The following is a 19550-nucleotide window of genomic DNA, read 5'->3' as shown; positions in this document are numbered from 1 at the left end:
CTGTTATGAAGTCTGTTTTCCTCGCTGCAAGGGAAGCATCGAAAAAATGGACTATGCCCATTCGAGACTGGGGTACTATCCTTAACAGTTTCCTGATTATATTTGGTGATAGGGTCAGGCTTCTTGAAACCTGACCATAAAATCATAATTTAAAGTTTACACACTTATCGGGATAGTGTCGTATTTTTCGATAAAATCTAAGTTTAAACCTTCCTTTGGGAAAAAAATCATTTACCTGTTCTTTTCCAACAAACCAAATTCCTTTGCAAAATAACTTAAAATCACTTTCGCCCCTGCACGCTTGATGCTGAGGAGACTTTCCAGCATGGCCCTTTCTCCGTCCAGCCAGCCCTTTTGGGCAGATGCTTTGATCATGGCATATTCTCCACTGACATTGTAAGCAGCAATAGGCAGGTTCGAGTTGTCTTCCAACAGGCGGATGACATCCAGATAAGCTAAAGCTGGCTTAACCATCAGGAAATCTGCACCTTCTTCAGTATCCAAATCTGCTTCAATCAATGCCTCATAATAATTGGCTGGATCCATTTGGTAGGTTTTTTTATCGCCCATCTTCGGGGCAGAATCCAAGGCATCCCGAAAAGGGCCATAAAATGCAGAGGCATATTTGGCTGTATAAGACATTATCGATACGTCGGTATAGCCATGCTCATCCAAGATACTTCTGATATAGCCTACCCTACCATCCATCATATCCGAGGGGCCTAGGATATCAGCCCCTGCCTGTGCCTGTGCCAATGACATTTTGCCCAATATTTCCAAGGTCTCATCATTCAGGATTTTGCCATCATGAACCAAACCATCATGTCCATCCGAACTGTAGGGATCCATCGCTACATCTGTCATCACTACTGCCTCAGGAAAAGTAGTCTTGATCTTTTGTATGGCTTTCAGATAAAAAGTATCAGGATTATAACTTTCTGTGGCAAATTTATCTTTTTTGGTCTCAGGATAAGCCGGAAAAATATCAAAGGCCTTAATGCCAAGAGTCAAGCACTCCTCAATTTCTTTTAACATTAAATCCAGAGAAAGCCTGAAAATCCCAGGCATGGAAGCTACTTCTACTTTTTGGTTGATCCCATCTATCAAAAATAAAGGAAAAATAAAATCCTTCACGGACAACCTGGTTTCTTCAACCATATCGCGGATACCTTGTGACTTTCTGTTTCTTCTTGGTCTTCTGAGCATAACAGTATATTTTACAGCACAAAGGTAAGTCGAATCACCAAGACTTGAAATCGGAATTTGGATTTTATGGGACTTCTATAAAGACAAATAATATCTCCAATGGCATCTATGCGTAAATTTCAATGTATTTTTTATTAATAAATATCCTCAACCATTTCACCCAAGGACCTTAAATTATGCTTTTGTACCGCAAAGCATAATTATCATTACTTTATACTTGCTACACCGTCTTGGTACTTGGTCCGCTTGTGTCTTTTCCCTTATCCTTCGCTTCCTCCTTCCGAAATACAATTTTAGAACTCTTTCTCTTGATTCTTGCCTCTTGTTTCTTGATTCTTGATTCTTATATCTTGTTTCTTATGTCTTGTTTCTTATGTCTTGTTTCTTGTCTCTAAAAAAAAACAGGCCCCAGAAGAAGCCTGCTTTAATACATATAGACTAAACTTTATAATATTCTTTAGAAGTTGATTTGAGCCTGCAATCTTAATAGGCTGCCTTTTTGTCTATTGTTAGGATTTAGGGAGTTTTCAAAGGTTCTATCTGAAATGGTATACATTCCAACCAATTCAAAGGCTTTGTGTGGTTGCCATTCTACTCCAATTTCCAACTCGTTTACCCTATGCCTGGTAGCATCTAATTCATGTTTCTTCCCTCCTTTATAATAATGGTACCTGGAAAAAGGGATAAAGATGTCTTTTTGGGTTTTGAGCATATAGGTTGCCATCACATATCCCCCTTGTATCGGAGCATCCTCCACATTGTTAGTTTCGGGATTATACTCCGGGCCTCTCCCCCAATTGAATTCTGCTTGGATTCCGAAAGGCTGAGGGTAAATTACCAAGGTTGGACCGTAGCGGAATTCCTCAAATTCTGTCTGATCAAAATCAGTTTGTGGATTCCTGTTGATCACAAATTTACCAGTATAGGCCTGAAAAGATGTTTCTATGATCTGTCCGGAATTCAATTCCCAAGGGTAAGTTGCACGGGAAACTACATGTAGACTTCTGTTTTTCTCAGGTGCATTGGCAGTTTGCCCATTATACAAACCCAAACCGAAAATCCCATAATCTCCGGAACCTTTCAGTCCAGAAGAAACAAGATAGCTGAAGCGCTTTCTGATTTCAGCTGGGGCATAGTAAAACATCACACCTATATCCCTTTCATTGGCTACAGCAGAGTTCATCCCATCATGACGATCCAAAGGAATCCTATTCTGACTGGACTGCAAATTTTCAAATCCAAATGGTATTTTGGACTGACCAATTCTCAGCCTAAATTCCAGCTTTTCATCCAACGCGAGATCAAAATACGCATCCCTAATCTGGGCAATATTTTTTCCATCAGAGGCAAAATCCGGCTGAATATACATGTAAACTCTTTCGTGGATCTGGCCAAAAAAGATCATCCTGATTCGGCGAAAGAAAAATCCCCCATTCCCTCCCCAGGACCTATCACATTGAGCACATTGTAAATTAGGATTGGATTCTATAAGTCCATTGTACCGAAGTTGTGCATAACCACGAAACTGGACCGTCTCGTACCAATTTTTCTTGACCTGTGCCAATGCACTTGTCCCGGAAACACTAGCACTATCTTCATCGACATTCCTTGCAAAAACGTCATTGAACATCATCAACACTAAGGCGATGACAATTGCGAACCTAGATCGCATAGTAGAATTTTTTTTCAAGTATTAAATACTTATCGTACAGCGATGCAAAGTTGCGACTGGAATATTTCTTTATAATGATGCAGATATTATGATTTTGTTAAGACCTAAAACATAAGGTTTCTTAACCAGCCTCTGATGCAAGACAAAAGGCATTGGGTAAGGATGAAATATGAGGAATCAATGGCAATAGACCACATTATGCAAATGTTAAGAAAGTCCTAATGTTAAAAAATATTTAAAATAATGTGATGCAAAAACCTGCCAAATGCGCTAAATACCTGATGTATTCTTATTCTAAAAGCCTTAGAATACTATTGACATTGATTTCGTAGAAGTCCCGAATGTATAGGTCACAAATAGGCAATTCCTCTTTGGTATGTGAAGAGAGTACCCCTACCACTTTCATTCCTGCATTTTTGGCTGCAGTCACCCCTGAAAAGGAATCCTCAAAAACAACACAGGCATCTGGCCGTACTTTTAACTGATCTGCTGATTTCAAATAAACCTCTGGATCCGGTTTATGCTTGCTCACATGTTCACTTGCCAGAATGGATTCCATTCTTTCTATAAGACCCAAACTACCTGCAATCAGTTCCAAGTTGGCGAATGGGGCTGATGTCCCCACTCCTGTCAATAAGCCTGCTGATTTGAGGCTGTCAAAAAAATCCATAAACCCATTGATTGGGATGATTTGGTCCTTGTAAATAGTCCTGAAAAGACTTTCCTTTTCATCTTCCAGTTCCAACAATTCCTGTCCTTCAATTTTCCTTCCCAAAAAATGACTCAATATGTAAGAATTACTTTTTCCATACATATGCAGTGCAAATTCCTTTTCCGTTGGAAAAAGATTTCTTTTGGCAAAAAACTCTTTAAAGGCAATGGAATGATAGGGATTAGTATGGCATATCACACCATCCATGTCGAAAATAATGGCTTTATTCATAAGTTTAATAGGTTCTTTTATTGAGCAAAGCTAATGAAAAAAGAAAATATGACTCGTTAATAGGACACTACAGTTCAGTCACAATCTTTTGTTTTAAATGTTGTTCGCGTTTTTAAAAAAACCCTCAATGTTTTGAGGGCTTTTCTAAGAAATATTTATGTTCCATTTTTATAAAAATATCTAGGAATATCCAATATCAATAAATAGCTGAAAACACTATTTCATTGCATCTCTATAATATTTCAACTGTATTTCTAAAATCTAACGCTCAAACTCCTTCACTACCTTTTCTATGATATCGCAGCAATCATGCAACTGCTCTTCTGTCATGACCAAAGGAGGGGCAAAGCGGATAATGTTCCCATGGGTTGGTTTTGCCAAAAGACCATTTTCTGCCAATTTTATACACATATCCCATGCTGTGCTGCTGTCTGGTGTATCATTGACTACCACAGCATTGAGTAAGCCCTTGCCTCGTACTAATCTAAGGATGCTGTATTTATCAACCAAAACCTGCATGCGCTCACGGAAGATCTTTCCCAATTTCCTGGCATTTTGAGCCAGTTTTTCATCTCTTACAACTTCCAAGGCTGTCATTGCCACTTTTGCGCCCAAAGGATTGCCTCCAAAAGTTGACCCGTGCGTCCCAGGCTTGATCACATCCATGATGTGATTATCAGCTAGAACCGCCGATACCGGATAAAACCCTCCCGAAATGGCTTTTCCTAATATCAAAAGATCAGGCTTCGTATATGTACTTTGTCTTTCACAATGCCCTTCACAGGAACAGTTGCCGCATACTGCCAAGAGCGAACCGGTTCTTGCAATTCCTGTCTGGATTTCATCTGCAATGAACAGAACATTTTTGGATTTACAGATCTCCGAGCAATTTCGGATGTATTCCTCCGATGGCGTATAAACACCTGCTTCTCCCTGAATAGGTTCCACCAAAAAACCAACAACCGTCTCATCCCCCAAGGCAGTCTTTAGAGCTTCAATATCATTATAAGGTATGCGGATAAAGCCTTGCATGTAAGGACCAAAATTTTTTCTGGCATTCGCATCAGAAGAAAAAGATATTATTGTAGAAGTTCTGCCATGAAAATTATTCTCAGCAACTACAATTTTTGCCTGACCTTCCGCTACTCCCTTTTTCTCATAGCCCCATTTCCTCGCTATTTTAATGGCTGTCTCTACGCCTTCAGCCCCAGTATTCATTGGCAGTACTTTGTCAAAACCGAAATATTCAGTGATATATTTCTCAAAAGGACCCAAAACATCATTGTAAAACGCCCTTGAAGTCAATGTCAAAGTACCTGCCTGTTCGATTAATGCCTCTTTGATCCTTGGATGACAATGGCCCTGGTTGACGGCCGAATAAGCGGACAAAAAATCGTAGTATTTTTTACCTTCTACATCCCATAGAAAAACGCCTTCTCCTTTGGACAATACCACCGGCAAAGGATGGTAATTATGTGCTCCATACTTATCTTCCAGTGCTATGGCCTCCTTACTTGAGTTTATTGTTTCCATCATAAAATTTGTAATTTTATGCCCTGTTAAGGCAATTTTACCGATTGTTCCTTTTGGACAAATATAAGAAAAGGCGGCAGGATAAAGAATGAATCCCAAGAAGAAGCAGATTACTCCCCAAAAATTAATCCCAGGGGATTATTATATGAATGAAAAGGGTTTGATGGTCTTTACCGCCCAATACCATCTGAGAAGGGGCTATTGCTGCGGAAGTGGATGCAAACATTGTCCCTTTAAGGAGAAGTGAGTTTAGTGAAAAGTGATTAGTTATTAATTATTAGTGATCGGTTGATTGGTTAGTTAAACTTTGAATTGTTAAAGGTTCAATCCGCTATGGCCGGAAAAGCGGTATTACTAATCGAGCAAAAACCCTGAAGAATGAACCTTGAACTTATTGTATGTCCTTTGTTCAAAGTTCGTTGTTGGTTCTTAACTCTCACTCCCCATTTCTCTTTTCTTGTGTCTTATGTCTTATGTCTTGTGTCAAGCATCTCATTTCTCGCCTCTAATCTCTCGCCTCTCCCTTCCAATCCCACACATTTTTAAAACTTTACAGAATATTTTTAAAGGTCGCTTTTGGTAATTCGGCTAAAAGTCCGATATTTGCAGACTCAATTGAAAAAACGTCTCTAATAATACGATAATATATCATGGCAAAAGTTTGTGACATCACCGGTAAAAGACCTCGAGTAGGTAATAATGTATCGCACGCGAACAACAAGACCAAGCGTAAGTTCTATCCAAACTTGCACAAGAAAAACTTCTACATCCCTGAAGAAGATGCTTGGATTACGTTGAAAGTTTGTTCCAAGGCCTTGAGAACCATCAATAAGAAAGGTGTTAGCGCTGTATTGAAGGAAGCTCAGGACAAGGGTATGATCATCATTAAATAATATAGGGCAGGTTTTATCCATTTAAAAATACAGAGCAATGGCTAAGAAAGGTAATAGAGTTCAGGTAGTATTGGAATGTACTGAGCATAAAAACTCAGGTGTTCCGGGAACATCAAGATACATCACTACCAAAAACCGTAAAAATACCACTGAAAGATTGGAGTTAAAAAAATACAACCCTATCTTGAAGAAAGTAACGGTTCACAAAGAAATTAAATAATTTAGGATCATTGTTGCCAAGCAGCATTATAAACCTTAAGATATGGCTAAGAAAGTAGTAGCAACCCTGAAAAAAGAAGGTGGTATCACTTACGCAAAAGTAATCAAGGCTGTGAAGTCTGAAAAAACCGGAGCTTACACCTTTAGAGAAGAAATGGTCCCTACCCCTATGGTACAGGATGCATTGAAAAAATAATTTGCCTTACATTGTAAGGCGTTAAAAGTCCCTTCAGGCGAAAGCTATGAAGGGACTTTTTCATTATATTCGGACATTAAATTAAAAAATATGGGAATTTTCGGTTTCTTTTCGAAGGAAAAAAAGGAAAGCCTGGACCAAGGCCTACAAAAATCCAGCGAGAACATTTTTTCAAAACTTAGCAAAGCAGTTGTCGGCAAATCCAAAGTCGATGATGAAATTCTTGACGAACTGGAAGAAATCCTTATCACCTCAGACGTGGGTGTTGACACTACTATAAAAATTATCCGTAGGATCGAAGAAAGGGTTGCAAAAGACAAATACCTAAATACTACCGAGCTCGACCAGATCCTTAGAGAAGAAGTCATGGGTTTATTGGAAGAGAATCAAAGCCAGGACCTGTCTGATTTTGATCTTCCTACAGATAAAAAACCTTACGTTATCATGGTAGTGGGTGTGAATGGAGTTGGAAAGACAACAACCATTGGCAAACTTGCCCATCAGTTCAAACAAGCCGGAAAATCAGTTGTACTTGGTGCAGCTGACACATTCAGGGCAGCAGCTGTAGATCAGTTGATCTTATGGGGAGATCGTGTCGGGGTACCAGTTGTTTCACACGGCATGAATACCGATCCCGCTTCCGTCGCATTTGATGCGGTGAAACAGGGCGTAGATACTCAAGCCGATGTGGTCATTGTAGATACAGCAGGACGCTTGCACACGAAGGTCAACCTGATGAATGAACTGACCAAAATCAAGCGTGTGATGCAGAAATTCATTGATGATGCCCCTCACGAGATCCTCTTGGTATTGGATGGATCCACTGGCCAAAATGCCTTTATACAGGCTAAGGAATTCACTAAAGCCACCGAAGTAACTGCCCTCGCTATCACCAAACTGGATGGTACAGCAAAAGGTGGAGTAGTGATCGGTATTTCCGATCAATTCAAAATCCCCGTAAAATATATCGGTGTAGGCGAAAAAATGACCGACCTACAGGTCTTCAACAGAAAAGAGTTTGTGGACTCTTTGTTTAAGAAGAAGTAAGAATACTCAATTCAATTTGCCCGATTATTCGGGCATTTTTTTTCAATTATTGCCAGCTGCTTTTAAGATCAGAATATTGATTTTCATCAATAATTGGACCATTATGAAATGGTTGATTTTCCATAGCTATTAATCTCAATATAAGAAAACCCGATTTTTTGAGCGCTTTGCTTTAAATTCATTCTTAAAACCGTACTTTATATTTCACTAAGATCGGATCTTCCTGATCCACCAATTTCTCCATTGCATTTTCCAAATCAGCTGTGAATTTACCAAAGAAACCACTTTCGAGGTAAGCCATAAAATATTCAGCATAAAGCCACTCATAAAAATATCCGTCTTTAGAGAACCCCTTCCCACCAAAATTGCCAAACGCTCTCGACACTTTAACTTCAGGATTGGGATAATTGACATATACATCATAAATGGGAAAACTACCTACATTATCAGGATCAAAATCCTGCACTTTTTTTAAACCAAAAACAGGTATCCGGACAGTGTTTCCCGCTGCAAGTATTGCTCCGATATTGAAATTATACCGCTGCTGCATGAGAAGATTCTCAATAGTCTCTTCTGGCTGCTGCTTATCATTTTCGGGAAGATTATTGTTATCAAGATTGAGCTTGACCCATGGCAAGACCTTTCCATCCTGGAACCTGTACAACGTATCCGATGCTCCAAAATTCAGAAGGTATAATTCCTCTCCTAATTTGGCAATCATCCCTTCGGTAAGATCACTCGTCAATGCAGGAGCTTTTATGGGTAAGGGCTGTACAGTTTTGGTGATAGAATCATAAAGATGGAATACAGGATAATATCCTTCATGGTCCAAATCCTCAATATCAAATACCAAAATCCATTTGTTATCATCCAATTTTTGATAATCGGGTATATACTTCCTTTCTGAAACCTTAAATGTCTTGACAAAAGAGAAATCCTCTAAACTATATTGGTAAAAAGTTCCAAATCCATCCCAAACCACCAGGTCATTGCCCCATACTTCTAATGCGGAAAGTTCCCTGTATTCTCCTGGGCCTCCTCCTTGTCTGTTAAAACTTCTTTGATACTTACCATCCAGATCAAAAACATGTACAGAAGCATCATTATAATCACCTGTAGAAAAATAAATCTTATCACTGATGAACAATATAGGATCAAATGGAAGCAATTTCAATGGTGATTCTTTCGGGATTATCATAGGAATAAATTCCACCTCCGAAGCAATTTGGTCGAAAGTAAGGATATCTTTTGGAGTGATTTTAAGTTCGGGCAGCTGTTGGGTAGCAGTATTTTCACCGCATGAGTTTAGGCCTAAAAAGCAAATGCCCACAACTGCAATCAAAAGTGTCTTTTTGAAATTCATAAACAGTCAGATTCGATTTAGAAAACTAAAAATAAATGCATCATAGCATTACGCCAACTAAAATTTAATTTAAAAAATTTATGGCATTGATATATTTAACCTATGGTAAGGATCAAAAATTCAAACCCACCTTGATATAAGCTTCTCTGTCATCTGAATCCGGGTTGAGCAGCTTGAAAAAATACCCGTTCGGAGTTGCAAATCCTGAGGGCGCAATCTGTCGGTTGTCAAAAAACAATTCTGCTATTGTTTCAAAATCAAGATTGTGCAATATGAAACTGCTCTTATTGTGAATCTTCCCACTTTCCGAAACCTTAGTTTCGATATCTATATACCTCAGTATTAATTTGGACATTGGTTCAAAAATAACCCATTTGTACCTACTGGTCTTCCAACTAGGTGAAAATACGGTATAGCCTCCATCTTGATCGACTTTTCCTTTTTGAAAGATCAATGGAGTTGTACTTTTAGAACCTATCCATTTGGTACTTTTACCATCCATTACCAATAAGGAATCCGTCACAGGGAAGCTGACCAAATGGAAATTTCCGATATCAAGGAAAGTATGGGCATAAACACCCAGCTCGGGATCATCATAATACGCGTTGTAGATTTCAGGATAGGAAAAAGATATGGGTTCCGCTAGCCTATTCTCTAAGTCATATTTCCAGACCCAGTCTTTATAGACCATATTGGGCTCCTTTAATACAAAAGGAACATCTGCCAGTATTAATTGCCTTTTTTCCTTGTCGTAGTGCATCCTGTTGCCATTGACAACACTAAAATTAACAGCAAGTCTTTCTTCAGGAACTTTGGGCAAAGAATATCTATCCAACACTTTCCCATGAAAATCAGTATGAATTATTGCTTTTTGATCTGAAATGAAAAAAATTCCGTCTTCTGTAATCAAGCTTCCCGATACAAACCCTCCTATTCCATCGGGCCCCTCAATTTCAAAATCAACTGTGCCTTCGAGCTTTCCTGAAGGATAGCTGTATTGGTACATCCTTCGTCCTACGGTACCAAATAAAAAAGATTTCCCATTTTGCTCCAAAAATACAAGCTCATGTGGCAGGCTCTTGGTCAACGTATCCTTTTCCAAATACAGGGTATCCACTACAAAATCAGTCAGGTCAGCAGTGAAAAAAACAGCTTCATTTTTGGAATCAGTACATGAAAACAAAAAGACTATTCCCAATAAAAATGTGCTCGAATTTTTTTTGATTTTAAAATAGTAAGGAAAAATGTTATTCATCTTGTAAATTTAAAGCGAGACTTTAAAATTGCAAGGTTGGATAGGTAAATTTAAGTCCGATCAACTAAAAAGAAAAGACCTTCGGGTTAAAAAACCCAAAGGTCCATTCGTACAAACTACAAGTTGACCAGATTCTAAATACTAATCTGACCCATCAATTCTCTAGACTTTAGACAAAAGACATGAGATCTGTTTATGCTATCGCTTCTAGCCTGACATTCGAGTCTTTCGACCAAACGAATCCTATCTCTTGTTTCTTGGTTCTTGTTTCTTGTTTCTTGTTTCTTGTTTCTTGTCTCTTGTCTCTAGTAAAGAAATCTCTCTCCCAAGGAAAATCAAGTCTGATCTCTCGTCTCTCGCTTCAAGAAGTCTAACAATCAATCTTTCCCCAAAAACGGATACCTATAATCCACTGGGGAAACAAAGGTTTCCTTGATTGTCCTCGGGGAAACCCAACGCAACAAGTTGATCATAGATCCGGCTTTGTCATTCGTTCCGGAAGCCCTGGCTCCCCCAAATGGCTGCTGTCCTACGACAGCTCCCGTCGGCTTATCATTGATATAAAAATTACCCGCTGCATTCCTCAATTTCTTTGTGGCCAATTCAATAGCATATCTGTCTGTGGAGAACACAGCACCTGTTAAAGCATAAGGTGAGGTTTGGTCCACCAACTCTAAAGCTTCCTCAAAATGGTTTTCATGATAAACATAGATCGTCAGTACCGGACCAAAAATCTCCTCGCACATGGTGGTGTACATTGGGTCTTTTGTTAAAATCACAGTTGGCTCAATAAAGTAACCTTTTGACTTATCGTAATTACCTCCGGAAATGATCTCCACTCCTTCCGCTTTCTTGGCATTGTCTATGTATTTGGCAATTTTATCAAAAGCCTTCTCATCGATCACCGCATTGATGAAATTGGTGAAATCTTCTGTGCCGCCCATCTTCATGGAAGAAAGATCCTCTAAGAGGTATTTCTTTACATCTCCCCAAAGGTTACTTGGGATATAGGCTCTGGAGGCTGCGGAACATTTTTGTCCCTGGAACTCAAATGCACCTCTGGAAAGACCAACGGCCACAGCTTTGGGATTGGCAGATTTATGGGCAATAACAAAATCTTTGCCACCTGTTTCACCAACAATTCTAGGGTAGGATTTGTATTTATAGATATTCTCACCTATTGTTTTCCAGATATGTTGGAAAACGCCAGTAGATCCAGTAAAGTGAATTCCAGCAAAATCAGGATGATTAAAAATAATATTTCCAGCGGTTGGACCATCAACATAAACTAAGTTGATCACGCCATCCGGCACCCCTGCTTCCTTAAATATCTCCATCAAAACATTGGCAGAGTAGATTTGGGTATAAGCAGGTTTCCATACTACTGTGTTCCCCATCATGGCAGCTGATGTCGGCAAGTTGCCAGCTATAGCTGTAAAGTTGAATGGAGTCAAAGCGAATACAAAACCCTCCAAAGGTCTTTGTTCAACTCTATTCCAAACGCCGTTCCCTGAAACTGGCGGTTGTTGCTCATAGATTTCCGCCATGTACTTCACATTGAATCGTAAGAAATCTATGATTTCACAAGCAGAGTCAATCTCCGCCTGATAGGCATTTTTAGACTGTCCAAGCATGGTTGCAGCATTCAGCTTTGCCCTGTACGGTCCTGCAATAAGGTCTGCTGCTTTTAGAAAAATAGCAGCTCTTTGTTCCCATTCCAAATTTTCCCAGGCATACTTTGCGCCTAAGGCAGCATTGATGGCCTGCTCGACATGGGAGGCATCTCCTTCGTGGAAATATCCTAAGATATGCTGGTGGTCATGGGGAGGAGACATTGGCTTCTTGTTGCCAGTTCTTACCTCTTCTGAACCGATATACATAGGCACATCAATTTGCTGTGCTCTGAGTTCTTGAATTTTGGCCTGCAGTTCTTTCCTTTCCGGTGAACCTGGGGCATAGTTTTTCACGGGTTCGTTGTGCGGGGTAGGCACATTGAAAAATCCTTTCAACATAAATATTTGAGTTTATATGATTCTGACAGACAAATATAAGGACTAAGATTTGGAAATTCAGGAACATCAAGAATTCCGGATCTTGTCCTGTTTTTCAGATTAAATCTTTAAAGGAGGTTCTCCAATTCCTTCAGATGTCGGATTGTATATGTTGGTTGGTGTTCAATCCCTTTTTGATGGGGATCAAAATAGACGTTGTCTATATTGGCCCTTATTGCACCAAGGATATCAGAATTAGGATTATCCCCAATCATAATGGTATCAGTATTTTTTATTCTCAATTTATCGAGGGCATATTGAAAAATCCTTGGATCTGGTTTCTTATGTCCTGTGGTCTCAGACGTAATTACCAGATCAAAATAAGGGGTTAATCCCGATGCCATCATTTTCTTAGCCTGGCTTTCGTTGAATCCATTGGAGATGATATGCAGCCCATAATTTGGCTGGAGATAGTCCAATATTTCAAATGTATAAGGCAGGACATGTGGTTTGGAAGAAGTCCTGTGCATAAAGTCTTCTTCCATTAGCTTCGGCACCAAATTGGGGTCTGCTCCTGCATTTTCAAAGACCAACTTAAACCTATTTTCCCTAAGAGAATCTTTATCTATTTTTCCTACATCATATAGGGCCCAAAGCTTAAAATTAACATTGTAAAAGGATTGGATAAATTTTTCAGGACTTTCTATTCCGCAGTTAATCAGTTGGTAAACATCATGCAATTCGCTGAGAGATTCATGGACATTTCTATCATAGTCCCACAATGTATGGTCAAGGTCAAAGAATAAATGTTGGTAAGTTTTCAATGATAATTTATTTTCGATAAGGATTGTTCTCAATTTTATTTTTTGCCAATTCCCTGTTGGAATGCAATATATTGTAAACCTCTTGGTCACGGATGAGGTTCACATCTTTTTGGATAAACTTGAATACCTGTTGTATAATTTCCTGCACCTCTTCAAGGATATAATAAAAAATCCACTGATCCACTCTTCTACTCCCTACCAAGCCGGCATTTTTCAGGTAACCTAAATGCCTACTGGTTTTGGTCTGTGTAAAATCAAGGATGTGTTCAAGGTCTGATATTGAAAGTTCTTTATTCTGAAGTAAAAGATGTAAAATACGGACCCTAGGCTCCTCAGACAATGCCTTAAAGATGCGCATACCATAACTTAAGCTGATATTTTTGAGCCTCATTTAGTTTTTTTAACGAATAAAAACGGCATGAAATTAAGCAAATCACAGCAAAATAGGCTAATATTATAGCGAAATTAGAAAGACTAATTTATCCGGGACATGCCGGAACAATGATACCTTTAATGAGATTGCTTTGAAGTTAAGATTACCTTATATTCTCCTAACGCTTTTTGCTTTGTTCCTTCTATTGGGAAATAAGGAGCTTTTTGCCCAGGAAAAAGAAAGAAAAGTAATCCAGCTTTCCGGAATTATTCTTAATGCGGATAGCACGGATGCTGTCCCCGGGGTAAACGTTTATGTTCCAAAAAAGGGCAGAGGAACTACCTCAGGCAGATATGGCTATTTTTCTATGCCGGTTTTGGAGGGAGATTCTGTAGTATTCAGCTTTATTGGACTAAAAAGGCAAACCTTTACTGTTCCAGAGAATGCTTCTGGAGATATCAGCCTGATTTTGACAATGCAGGTAGATGAAATCGCATTGTCTGAAATTGAAGTCATGCCTTTCCCTTCAGAGGAAGAATTCAAACGCCAACTCCTTGCTATGAATTATGAGGCCCCTATGGCTATAGATTCAAGAGGTAACCTGAGTCCGGAGACATTACTGCGCTACGCGGAAGCAATGCCTGCGTCTGGCAATGAAAACTGGCGTTATTTCCAACAAGGTAGGGTGATGCAAATCCAAGACCGTTACGGTCCTAGGCCATTTACTTTATTGGATCCATTTGCCTGGTCCAGATTTATTCAATCAATCAAACGGGGTGATTTAAAGAAAAAGGATTAAAATAAAATAGGTATATCAGCAATGATACCAGCAATCGTTATGATTGCGGATAATCATAAAATAAGGCTCAGGATTATCCTGAGCCTTATTTTATTTGATTTTTTTGAATCTTAAAGCACTATCAATCCAGACTCAATTTTTGCAGTATGCCTTCTTCTTGCATTAATGCTTCAATCTCCCCAACAGTTTTTGGAACAAATGCACTTAGATTTTCAAACCCTTTTTCCGTAATCAGAATATTATCCTCGATTCTAACTCCAATCCCCCACCATTTGGGATCGACAGGGCTTCCTTCTGGAATATAAATTCCAGGTTCTACGGTCAATACCATTCCAGGCTCCAATTTTCCATAACCTCCTCTATCATGGACATCCAAACCTAAATGATGGCCGATTCCATGAGGAAAATAAGTATGTTTTTCTCCTGGTTTGACCAAACCCAACCTAACCAAACCTTCATCGATTACTTTGCGGGAAGCGGCACCGACTCGCTGAAAATCCGAACCAGGTTGACAGGCAGAAATCCCAGCTTCCAGCGCCTCCAACACAATTTCGTAAATGGCTTTTTCTTCAGGTGAAAACTTACCCTTTACAGGAACTGTCCTGGTAATATCTCCTGAATATCCTCTAAATTCTGCACCAACATCCATCAGAATCAGCCCATCCTGAAGTGCTGTTCTATGGTTGTCGACGTAATGGAGGATAGTTGTATTATTCCCTGCACCTACTATTGAATTATATCCTATGCTCTCCGCACCCATTGCTTTATGGACAAATTCATGTACCCCCTGAATTGCCCTCTCCGAAACACCAGGTTTCACAGATTTGAAAGCTTCAATATGAGCTTTGCCTGAAATTTCTATAGCCCTTTTCAAAACGGCCATTTCCTCTGCTGTCTTTTTCACCCTGAGACTGTTCATCAACTGGTCAAGGCTAGGCGAACTTGGAGATTCCTTGCTCAGACTGAAACCCTTCAATGTGGCAACCATCTCTTTTAAAGGTGCATTGTAGGCTCCACCCTCTATATCCCCCATATTGAAAGAAAGTATCGGGTTTATTTTTGACCAGTCCAGATTAGGTTTCTTCAAAAAATCCGAAATAAGAAAAACCATTTCAAAACCTAATTTCTCCTTTACCCCATCAATTCCCAATCTTTCCCCATCCCATTGTTCTTTTCTTGGATCTCTGGGCTGAACATAAATGATCTCATTGACCTGCTTCCCCTCTACAAGCCTGGAATTCTTGAAAATTATCAAGGCAGCATTAGGCTCTCTAAAACCAGTCAAATAAAAGAAGTCAGAATTAGGTCTGTACTGAAATTCTGTATCATTTGATCTGTTTTTCATGGGATTGTTGAAAAATATAGCCACACTGTTTTCTGGCATAATTTTCCTTAGGGCTTCTCTTCTTTCTTTGTGAAATTCCGCCCCCAAACCATCTTTAAAATACGATTGTCCAATTGAAGCTGAACTGAAAAAGAAGAATAGAATTATAAATGACTTATTCAAATTTCTCATAGGATTAATTTTAAAACGATGAAATATACTACCTAAAGATGGAAAAATTGCACCGAAAAAATAATTGTAAGCCCAATACTTATAACAAATCAGACCATTAAACTATAAAAGAAGAGACACCCTGACTGATTTTTTTATATTTGCGCAATCCTACTCCAAAAATTATGAAAAAATACATCGGTATTATTCTACTCTTTTCCATTTCAATTCAGACGCTTGCCCAAAATCACCCGGCTAAAAAACCTAAATTGGTTATCGGTATTGTGGTGGACCAAATGAGGCAAGAGTATTTTTATAAGTTTGAGGCGCGTTATTCGGAAGGTGGATTTAAGAGACTAATGAAAGATGGTTTCATGATGAAAAATGCGCATTACAATTATATTCCAACCTACACCGGACCTGGCCATGCCTCTATTTATACTGGAACAACTCCAGCTACTCATGGAATCATTGCCAACAACTGGTATGTCCGCAATTTGGGAAGGATGATTTACTGTGCTGAAGACAGTACAGTTCAAGCTGTTGGCGGCTCGGTGGAGAATGGAAATATTTCTCCAAGAAATATGTATTCCACGACTATTTCTGATGAACTGAGGTTTTCGACCAACAAAAGATCCAAAGTAGTGGGAATAGCAATTAAAGACCGTGGGGCTTCATTACCTGCTGGCCATATGGGTGATGCATATTGGTTTGACAGCAATACTGGGGAATTTATGACTTCCACTTATTATCATCAAACCCTTCCGGATTGGGTAAAAGCATTTAATAACCGAAAATTACCTCAAAAATATCTTTCCGGTAAATGGGAAACGCTCTTTCCAATTGAAACTTATACACAAAGCATTGCTGATAACAATGACTTTGAAGGACCATTTATCGGAATGGAATCAAGTACATTCCCTTACGACCTTCCTGCTTTAATGGAAAACAATGATAATTTTGGTCTTATTGCCACCACGCCTTTCGGCAATTCACTTACTTTGGAAATGGCCTATGCCGCCTTGGAAGGAGAAAAGCTAGGTAAAAGAGGTGAAACTGATCTACTTGCCATCAGCTTCTCTTCACCTGATTATATTGGCCACCGATTTGGCCCAACTTCCGTCGAATTGGAAGACAACTATCTTAGACTGGATAGGGATTTAGAAAAATTCTTCACTTATCTGGACAAAGAATATGGCAAAGATGAATACCTGATCTTTCTTACTGCCGATCATGCTGTAGCTGACATAGTAGATTATATGCTGAGCGAAAATGTACCTGCAGGAAATTTCAATACACGTTTTATACTTACCCAAATGAGAGGATTCTGTATCCTGAATTACGGAGAAGGAAATTGGATAAGCAACTTTTCTAATGAACAGGTTTTTATCAACTATGATTTAGCAAAAGAGAAAGGTGTTAGTATTGAAAAAATCCAAAGAGAATTGGCTGATTTCCTCCTCCGTTTCGATGGCATAAAAGAAGTATATACCGCCACAGACATGAGAAGATTGGACTACCAGACCGGTAAAAAGCATCTCTTACAGATGGGGTATAACCACAAAGCCTCCGGAGATTTGCTTCTGATTTTGGAACCTGCCTGGTTGAGCAGCTCCTGGAAGGGCACTACCCATGGAACAGGATATACCTATGACACACATGTCCCCATAGTTTTTATGGGTTGGAATATTCCAAAAGGGGAAAGCTCAAGATATGTAACTATTACGGATATTGCTCCGACACTTTCTATGTTGTTGAATATAAGACTGCCCAATGGAGCTACAGGTCAACCAATATTGGAAGTAATTCAATAAAACTCATGCAATCCAAGAATCCTTCAATCTTCAAATCTGAAGGATTCTGATTTTTCATATGATTTTTCAAATTCAAATTTGCTCCTGTTTAAATTTTGCTGCTACTAAATTTGAAAAAAAATTCAGATCAGTTTTTTGAAACGTTATTTTATTTCTATTTTTAAGCAGATCGTTTACAGAAATGAAACACTCACATTCTGAAATTTGGACCCACTTGGTACTTAGTACCAAATACCAAACTTCTGTCTTTGGCAAAGCTGAGATACATTGTATCAGTGAAGCCATTGGGGAATTTGCCGATGAACATGGTAATAAATCAGTGACATTTGCTGTATTACCAGAACACATCCACATTCTCTTGAAGTTACCTGAAAACATGTCCCTGAATGGACTGGTATCACATCTTCAGACATTTATTCAATCAAAACTGAAAAAAAACGGAGAAGTCAATAGTAATTTCCAATGGGAAAAAGACTACCATGCACATTCTGTCAGCACCAATAGGCTGTCTGTGGAAAGATCGGCAATCCAAAGACAAACCCTAAAACATCAGGAAATAACTTTAGAAGAAGAATTGAAATTTCTAGGGCTTTAAACTCCCCTTATACCCCAACACAAAGCCCATTCGATTTAAAAAAATAGGCCCTTAGAAACTGCGCTCGTTTTGCTTACTTACATCAGATTCTAAAGGCCAAACAATACTTTTTGAATTAGGAATTATTCTTTCCAGCTCATTGGATAGTCCGGATCAACAAATTCCAATCCTTGAGTAGTCACAAATAGAGGACGGAAAGTATCAAGCATCACTGCCAATTCATGGGTTTCCCTGGCCCCTATGGATTTTTCAACCGTTCCTGGATGAGGTCCATGAGGTAGTCCTCCCATATGAATGGTAAAAGATCCCCTGTCAATTCCTTTCCTGGACATGAATTCACCCTCTGCATAATAAAGGACCTCATCGGAGTCTATATTGCTATGGTTATAGGGTGCTGGTATTGCCAGTGGATGATAATCAAATAACCTCGGAACAAAAGAACAGATCACAAAACCCCATGCCTGAAAAGTCTGATGAACCGGAGGGGGCTGATGGATACGTCCGGTAATTGGCTCAAAATCATGAATGGATAAAGCGTATGGATAAAGAAATCCATCCCATCCTACGATATCCAAGGGACTGTGCCCATAAGTGTAGGGATGAAGCATGCCTCCCTTTTTAATTTGGACCAAATACTCCCCTTTTTCAGTTTCAGTCACCAATTCTCCTGGGGGTCGGATATCGCGCTCGCAGTAAGGTGAGTGCTCCAACAACTGACCCAACTCATTCCTATATCTTTTAACAGTTTCAATAGGCCCCTGTGATTCTATGATCAAAAGCCTCAAAGGGCCTTCCTCCTTCCACTCAAAACGATAAATGGTAGTCCTGGGTATGACAATATAGTCTCCCTGCCTTACCTCCAATTTACCAAATTGGGAATACATCACCCCCTCCCCGTCATGGACATAGATCAACTCATCTCCATCAGCATTTTTGAAGAAATAATCCATCTTTCTCTGCTCAGGAGAGCAAATACCCATCATGACATCATTGTTCATCATGAGCATTTTCCTGGCATTGAGATAATCCATTCCGGTATTGCCTATTCCAGCAGTTTTTAAATGGGTTTGTTTTAAACCATGCTCTTTGGCAGGTTCCCAATGATAGGGAACTGGCTTGCCAATAGCCAGTACATTGTTGGGATTATGGATATGATAGAGGTTGGAATAAATACCTGAGAATCCTTTGGAACTCACTAATTCCTCCTTATAAAGACTTCCGTCCGGTTGACGGAATTGGATATGTCTTTTCGGCGGGATATTTCCTAGTCTGAAATAATAAGCCATGATTCAATTATTTGGGTTTATATTCACAAATGTAAACAATTGTGGC

General features: G+C 39.2%; 19 protein-coding genes and 1 pseudogene. 9 read left to right on the top strand and 11 right to left on the bottom strand.

Going from position 1 to position 19550, the window contains the following annotated elements; translation table 11 throughout:
- Window positions 1–134, top strand: a pseudogene (locus CLV48_RS20945) (IS256 family transposase); the annotation flags it as partial.
- Between the two features lie 97 nt (window positions 135–231).
- Here CLV48_RS20945 and hemB read toward each other — a convergent pair.
- The 4 genes from hemB to rocD all read right to left on the bottom strand — a co-directional run bounded on the left by hemB (window position 232) and on the right by rocD (window position 5357).
- On the bottom strand, window positions 232–1206 hold the full coding sequence (hemB, locus tag CLV48_RS17015; RefSeq protein ID WP_106568483.1) for a porphobilinogen synthase: 975 nt from the start codon (window positions 1204–1206) through the stop codon (window positions 232–234).
- A gap of 457 nt (window positions 1207–1663) precedes the next feature.
- Window positions 1664–2878 (bottom strand): porin, encoded by a 1215-nt coding sequence (locus CLV48_RS17010; RefSeq protein ID WP_106568482.1) that lies wholly within the window; start codon window positions 2876–2878, stop codon window positions 1664–1666.
- A 289-nt stretch (window positions 2879–3167) separates the two neighbouring features.
- A complete protein-coding gene (locus CLV48_RS17005) occupies window positions 3168–3821 on the bottom strand; it encodes an HAD family hydrolase (protein ID WP_106568481.1) in 654 nt (217 codons plus the stop codon).
- A gap of 261 nt (window positions 3822–4082) precedes the next feature.
- Window positions 4083–5357 (bottom strand): ornithine--oxo-acid transaminase, encoded by a 1275-nt coding sequence (gene rocD, locus CLV48_RS17000; protein ID WP_106568480.1) that lies wholly within the window; start codon window positions 5355–5357, stop codon window positions 4083–4085.
- A gap of 85 nt (window positions 5358–5442) precedes the next feature.
- On the opposite strand from rocD, the gene CLV48_RS20600 reads away from it, so the two are divergent.
- From CLV48_RS20600 to ftsY, 5 genes are all read left to right on the top strand, one after another.
- The gene (locus tag CLV48_RS20600) at window positions 5443–5601 is read left to right on the top strand and encodes a C1orf53 family protein (RefSeq protein WP_170069045.1); all 159 of its coding nucleotides are present in this window, start codon (window positions 5443–5445) and stop codon (window positions 5599–5601) included.
- A gap of 403 nt (window positions 5602–6004) precedes the next feature.
- On the top strand, window positions 6005–6247 hold the full coding sequence (gene rpmB / locus CLV48_RS16995) for a 50S ribosomal protein L28 (RefSeq protein WP_106568479.1): 243 nt from the start codon (window positions 6005–6007) through the stop codon (window positions 6245–6247).
- A gap of 37 nt (window positions 6248–6284) precedes the next feature.
- Entirely contained in the window at window positions 6285–6467 is a 183-nt protein-coding gene (rpmG, locus tag CLV48_RS16990) for a 50S ribosomal protein L33 (RefSeq protein ID WP_106568478.1), read from the top strand.
- 42 nt (window positions 6468–6509) lie between these two features.
- Window positions 6510–6662 (top strand): DUF4295 domain-containing protein, encoded by a 153-nt coding sequence (locus tag CLV48_RS16985; RefSeq protein ID WP_010609740.1) that lies wholly within the window; start codon window positions 6510–6512, stop codon window positions 6660–6662.
- Window positions 6663–6752: 90 nt separating this feature from the next.
- Window positions 6753–7709: a signal recognition particle-docking protein FtsY gene (gene ftsY / locus CLV48_RS16980; protein WP_106568477.1), complete on the top strand. Its 957-nt coding sequence runs from the start codon at window positions 6753–6755 to the stop codon at window positions 7707–7709.
- A gap of 184 nt (window positions 7710–7893) precedes the next feature.
- Here ftsY and CLV48_RS16975 read toward each other — a convergent pair whose 3' ends face one another.
- The 5 genes from CLV48_RS16975 to CLV48_RS16955 form a co-directional block, all read right to left on the bottom strand.
- Window positions 7894–9072 carry a 6-bladed beta-propeller gene (locus CLV48_RS16975; RefSeq protein WP_106568476.1) on the bottom strand — a complete coding sequence of 393 codons (1179 nt, stop codon included), beginning with the start codon at window positions 9070–9072 and terminating at the stop codon, window positions 7894–7896.
- Between the two features lie 112 nt (window positions 9073–9184).
- Entirely contained in the window at window positions 9185–10327 is a 1143-nt protein-coding gene (locus CLV48_RS16970; protein WP_106568475.1) for a DUF4221 family protein, read from the bottom strand.
- Between the two features lie 377 nt (window positions 10328–10704).
- Window positions 10705–12339 carry an L-glutamate gamma-semialdehyde dehydrogenase gene (pruA, locus tag CLV48_RS16965; RefSeq protein WP_106568474.1) on the bottom strand — a complete coding sequence of 545 codons (1635 nt, stop codon included), beginning with the start codon at window positions 12337–12339 and terminating at the stop codon, window positions 10705–10707.
- 107 nt (window positions 12340–12446) lie between these two features.
- Window positions 12447–13142, bottom strand: a complete 696-nt coding sequence (locus tag CLV48_RS16960; RefSeq protein ID WP_106568499.1) for a YjjG family noncanonical pyrimidine nucleotidase — start codon at window positions 13140–13142, stop codon at window positions 12447–12449.
- 7 nt (window positions 13143–13149) lie between these two features.
- Window positions 13150–13533 carry an ArsR/SmtB family transcription factor gene (locus CLV48_RS16955; RefSeq protein ID WP_106568473.1) on the bottom strand — a complete coding sequence of 128 codons (384 nt, stop codon included), beginning with the start codon at window positions 13531–13533 and terminating at the stop codon, window positions 13150–13152.
- A gap of 133 nt (window positions 13534–13666) precedes the next feature.
- Between CLV48_RS16955 and CLV48_RS16950 the strand changes: the two genes are divergently transcribed.
- The gene (locus CLV48_RS16950; RefSeq protein ID WP_106568472.1) at window positions 13667–14314 is read left to right on the top strand and encodes a carboxypeptidase-like regulatory domain-containing protein; all 648 of its coding nucleotides are present in this window, start codon (window positions 13667–13669) and stop codon (window positions 14312–14314) included.
- Window positions 14315–14435: 121 nt separating this feature from the next.
- Here CLV48_RS16950 and CLV48_RS16945 read toward each other — a convergent pair whose 3' ends face one another.
- Window positions 14436–15830, bottom strand: a complete 1395-nt coding sequence (locus tag CLV48_RS16945) for an aminopeptidase P N-terminal domain-containing protein (protein WP_106568471.1) — start codon at window positions 15828–15830, stop codon at window positions 14436–14438.
- A gap of 164 nt (window positions 15831–15994) precedes the next feature.
- Between CLV48_RS16945 and pafA the strand changes: the two genes are divergently transcribed.
- Window positions 15995–17623 (top strand): alkaline phosphatase PafA, encoded by a 1629-nt coding sequence (pafA, locus tag CLV48_RS16940; protein WP_106568470.1) that lies wholly within the window; start codon window positions 15995–15997, stop codon window positions 17621–17623.
- A gap of 181 nt (window positions 17624–17804) precedes the next feature.
- Window positions 17805–18218: a transposase gene (locus CLV48_RS16935; protein WP_106568469.1), complete on the top strand. Its 414-nt coding sequence runs from the start codon at window positions 17805–17807 to the stop codon at window positions 18216–18218.
- Window positions 18219–18340: 122 nt separating this feature from the next.
- On the opposite strand, the gene CLV48_RS16930 is transcribed toward CLV48_RS16935, so the two are convergent.
- Window positions 18341–19504 carry a homogentisate 1,2-dioxygenase gene (locus CLV48_RS16930; RefSeq protein WP_106568468.1) on the bottom strand — a complete coding sequence of 388 codons (1164 nt, stop codon included), beginning with the start codon at window positions 19502–19504 and terminating at the stop codon, window positions 18341–18343.
- Window positions 19505–19550 lie beyond the last annotated feature (46 nt).

This window comes from Cecembia rubra (assembly GCF_003014575.1).
In the GTDB taxonomy this organism is placed as follows: domain Bacteria; phylum Bacteroidota; class Bacteroidia; order Cytophagales; family Cyclobacteriaceae; genus Cecembia_A; species Cecembia_A rubra.
This window is presented reverse-complemented; position numbering and strand designations above follow the sequence as displayed.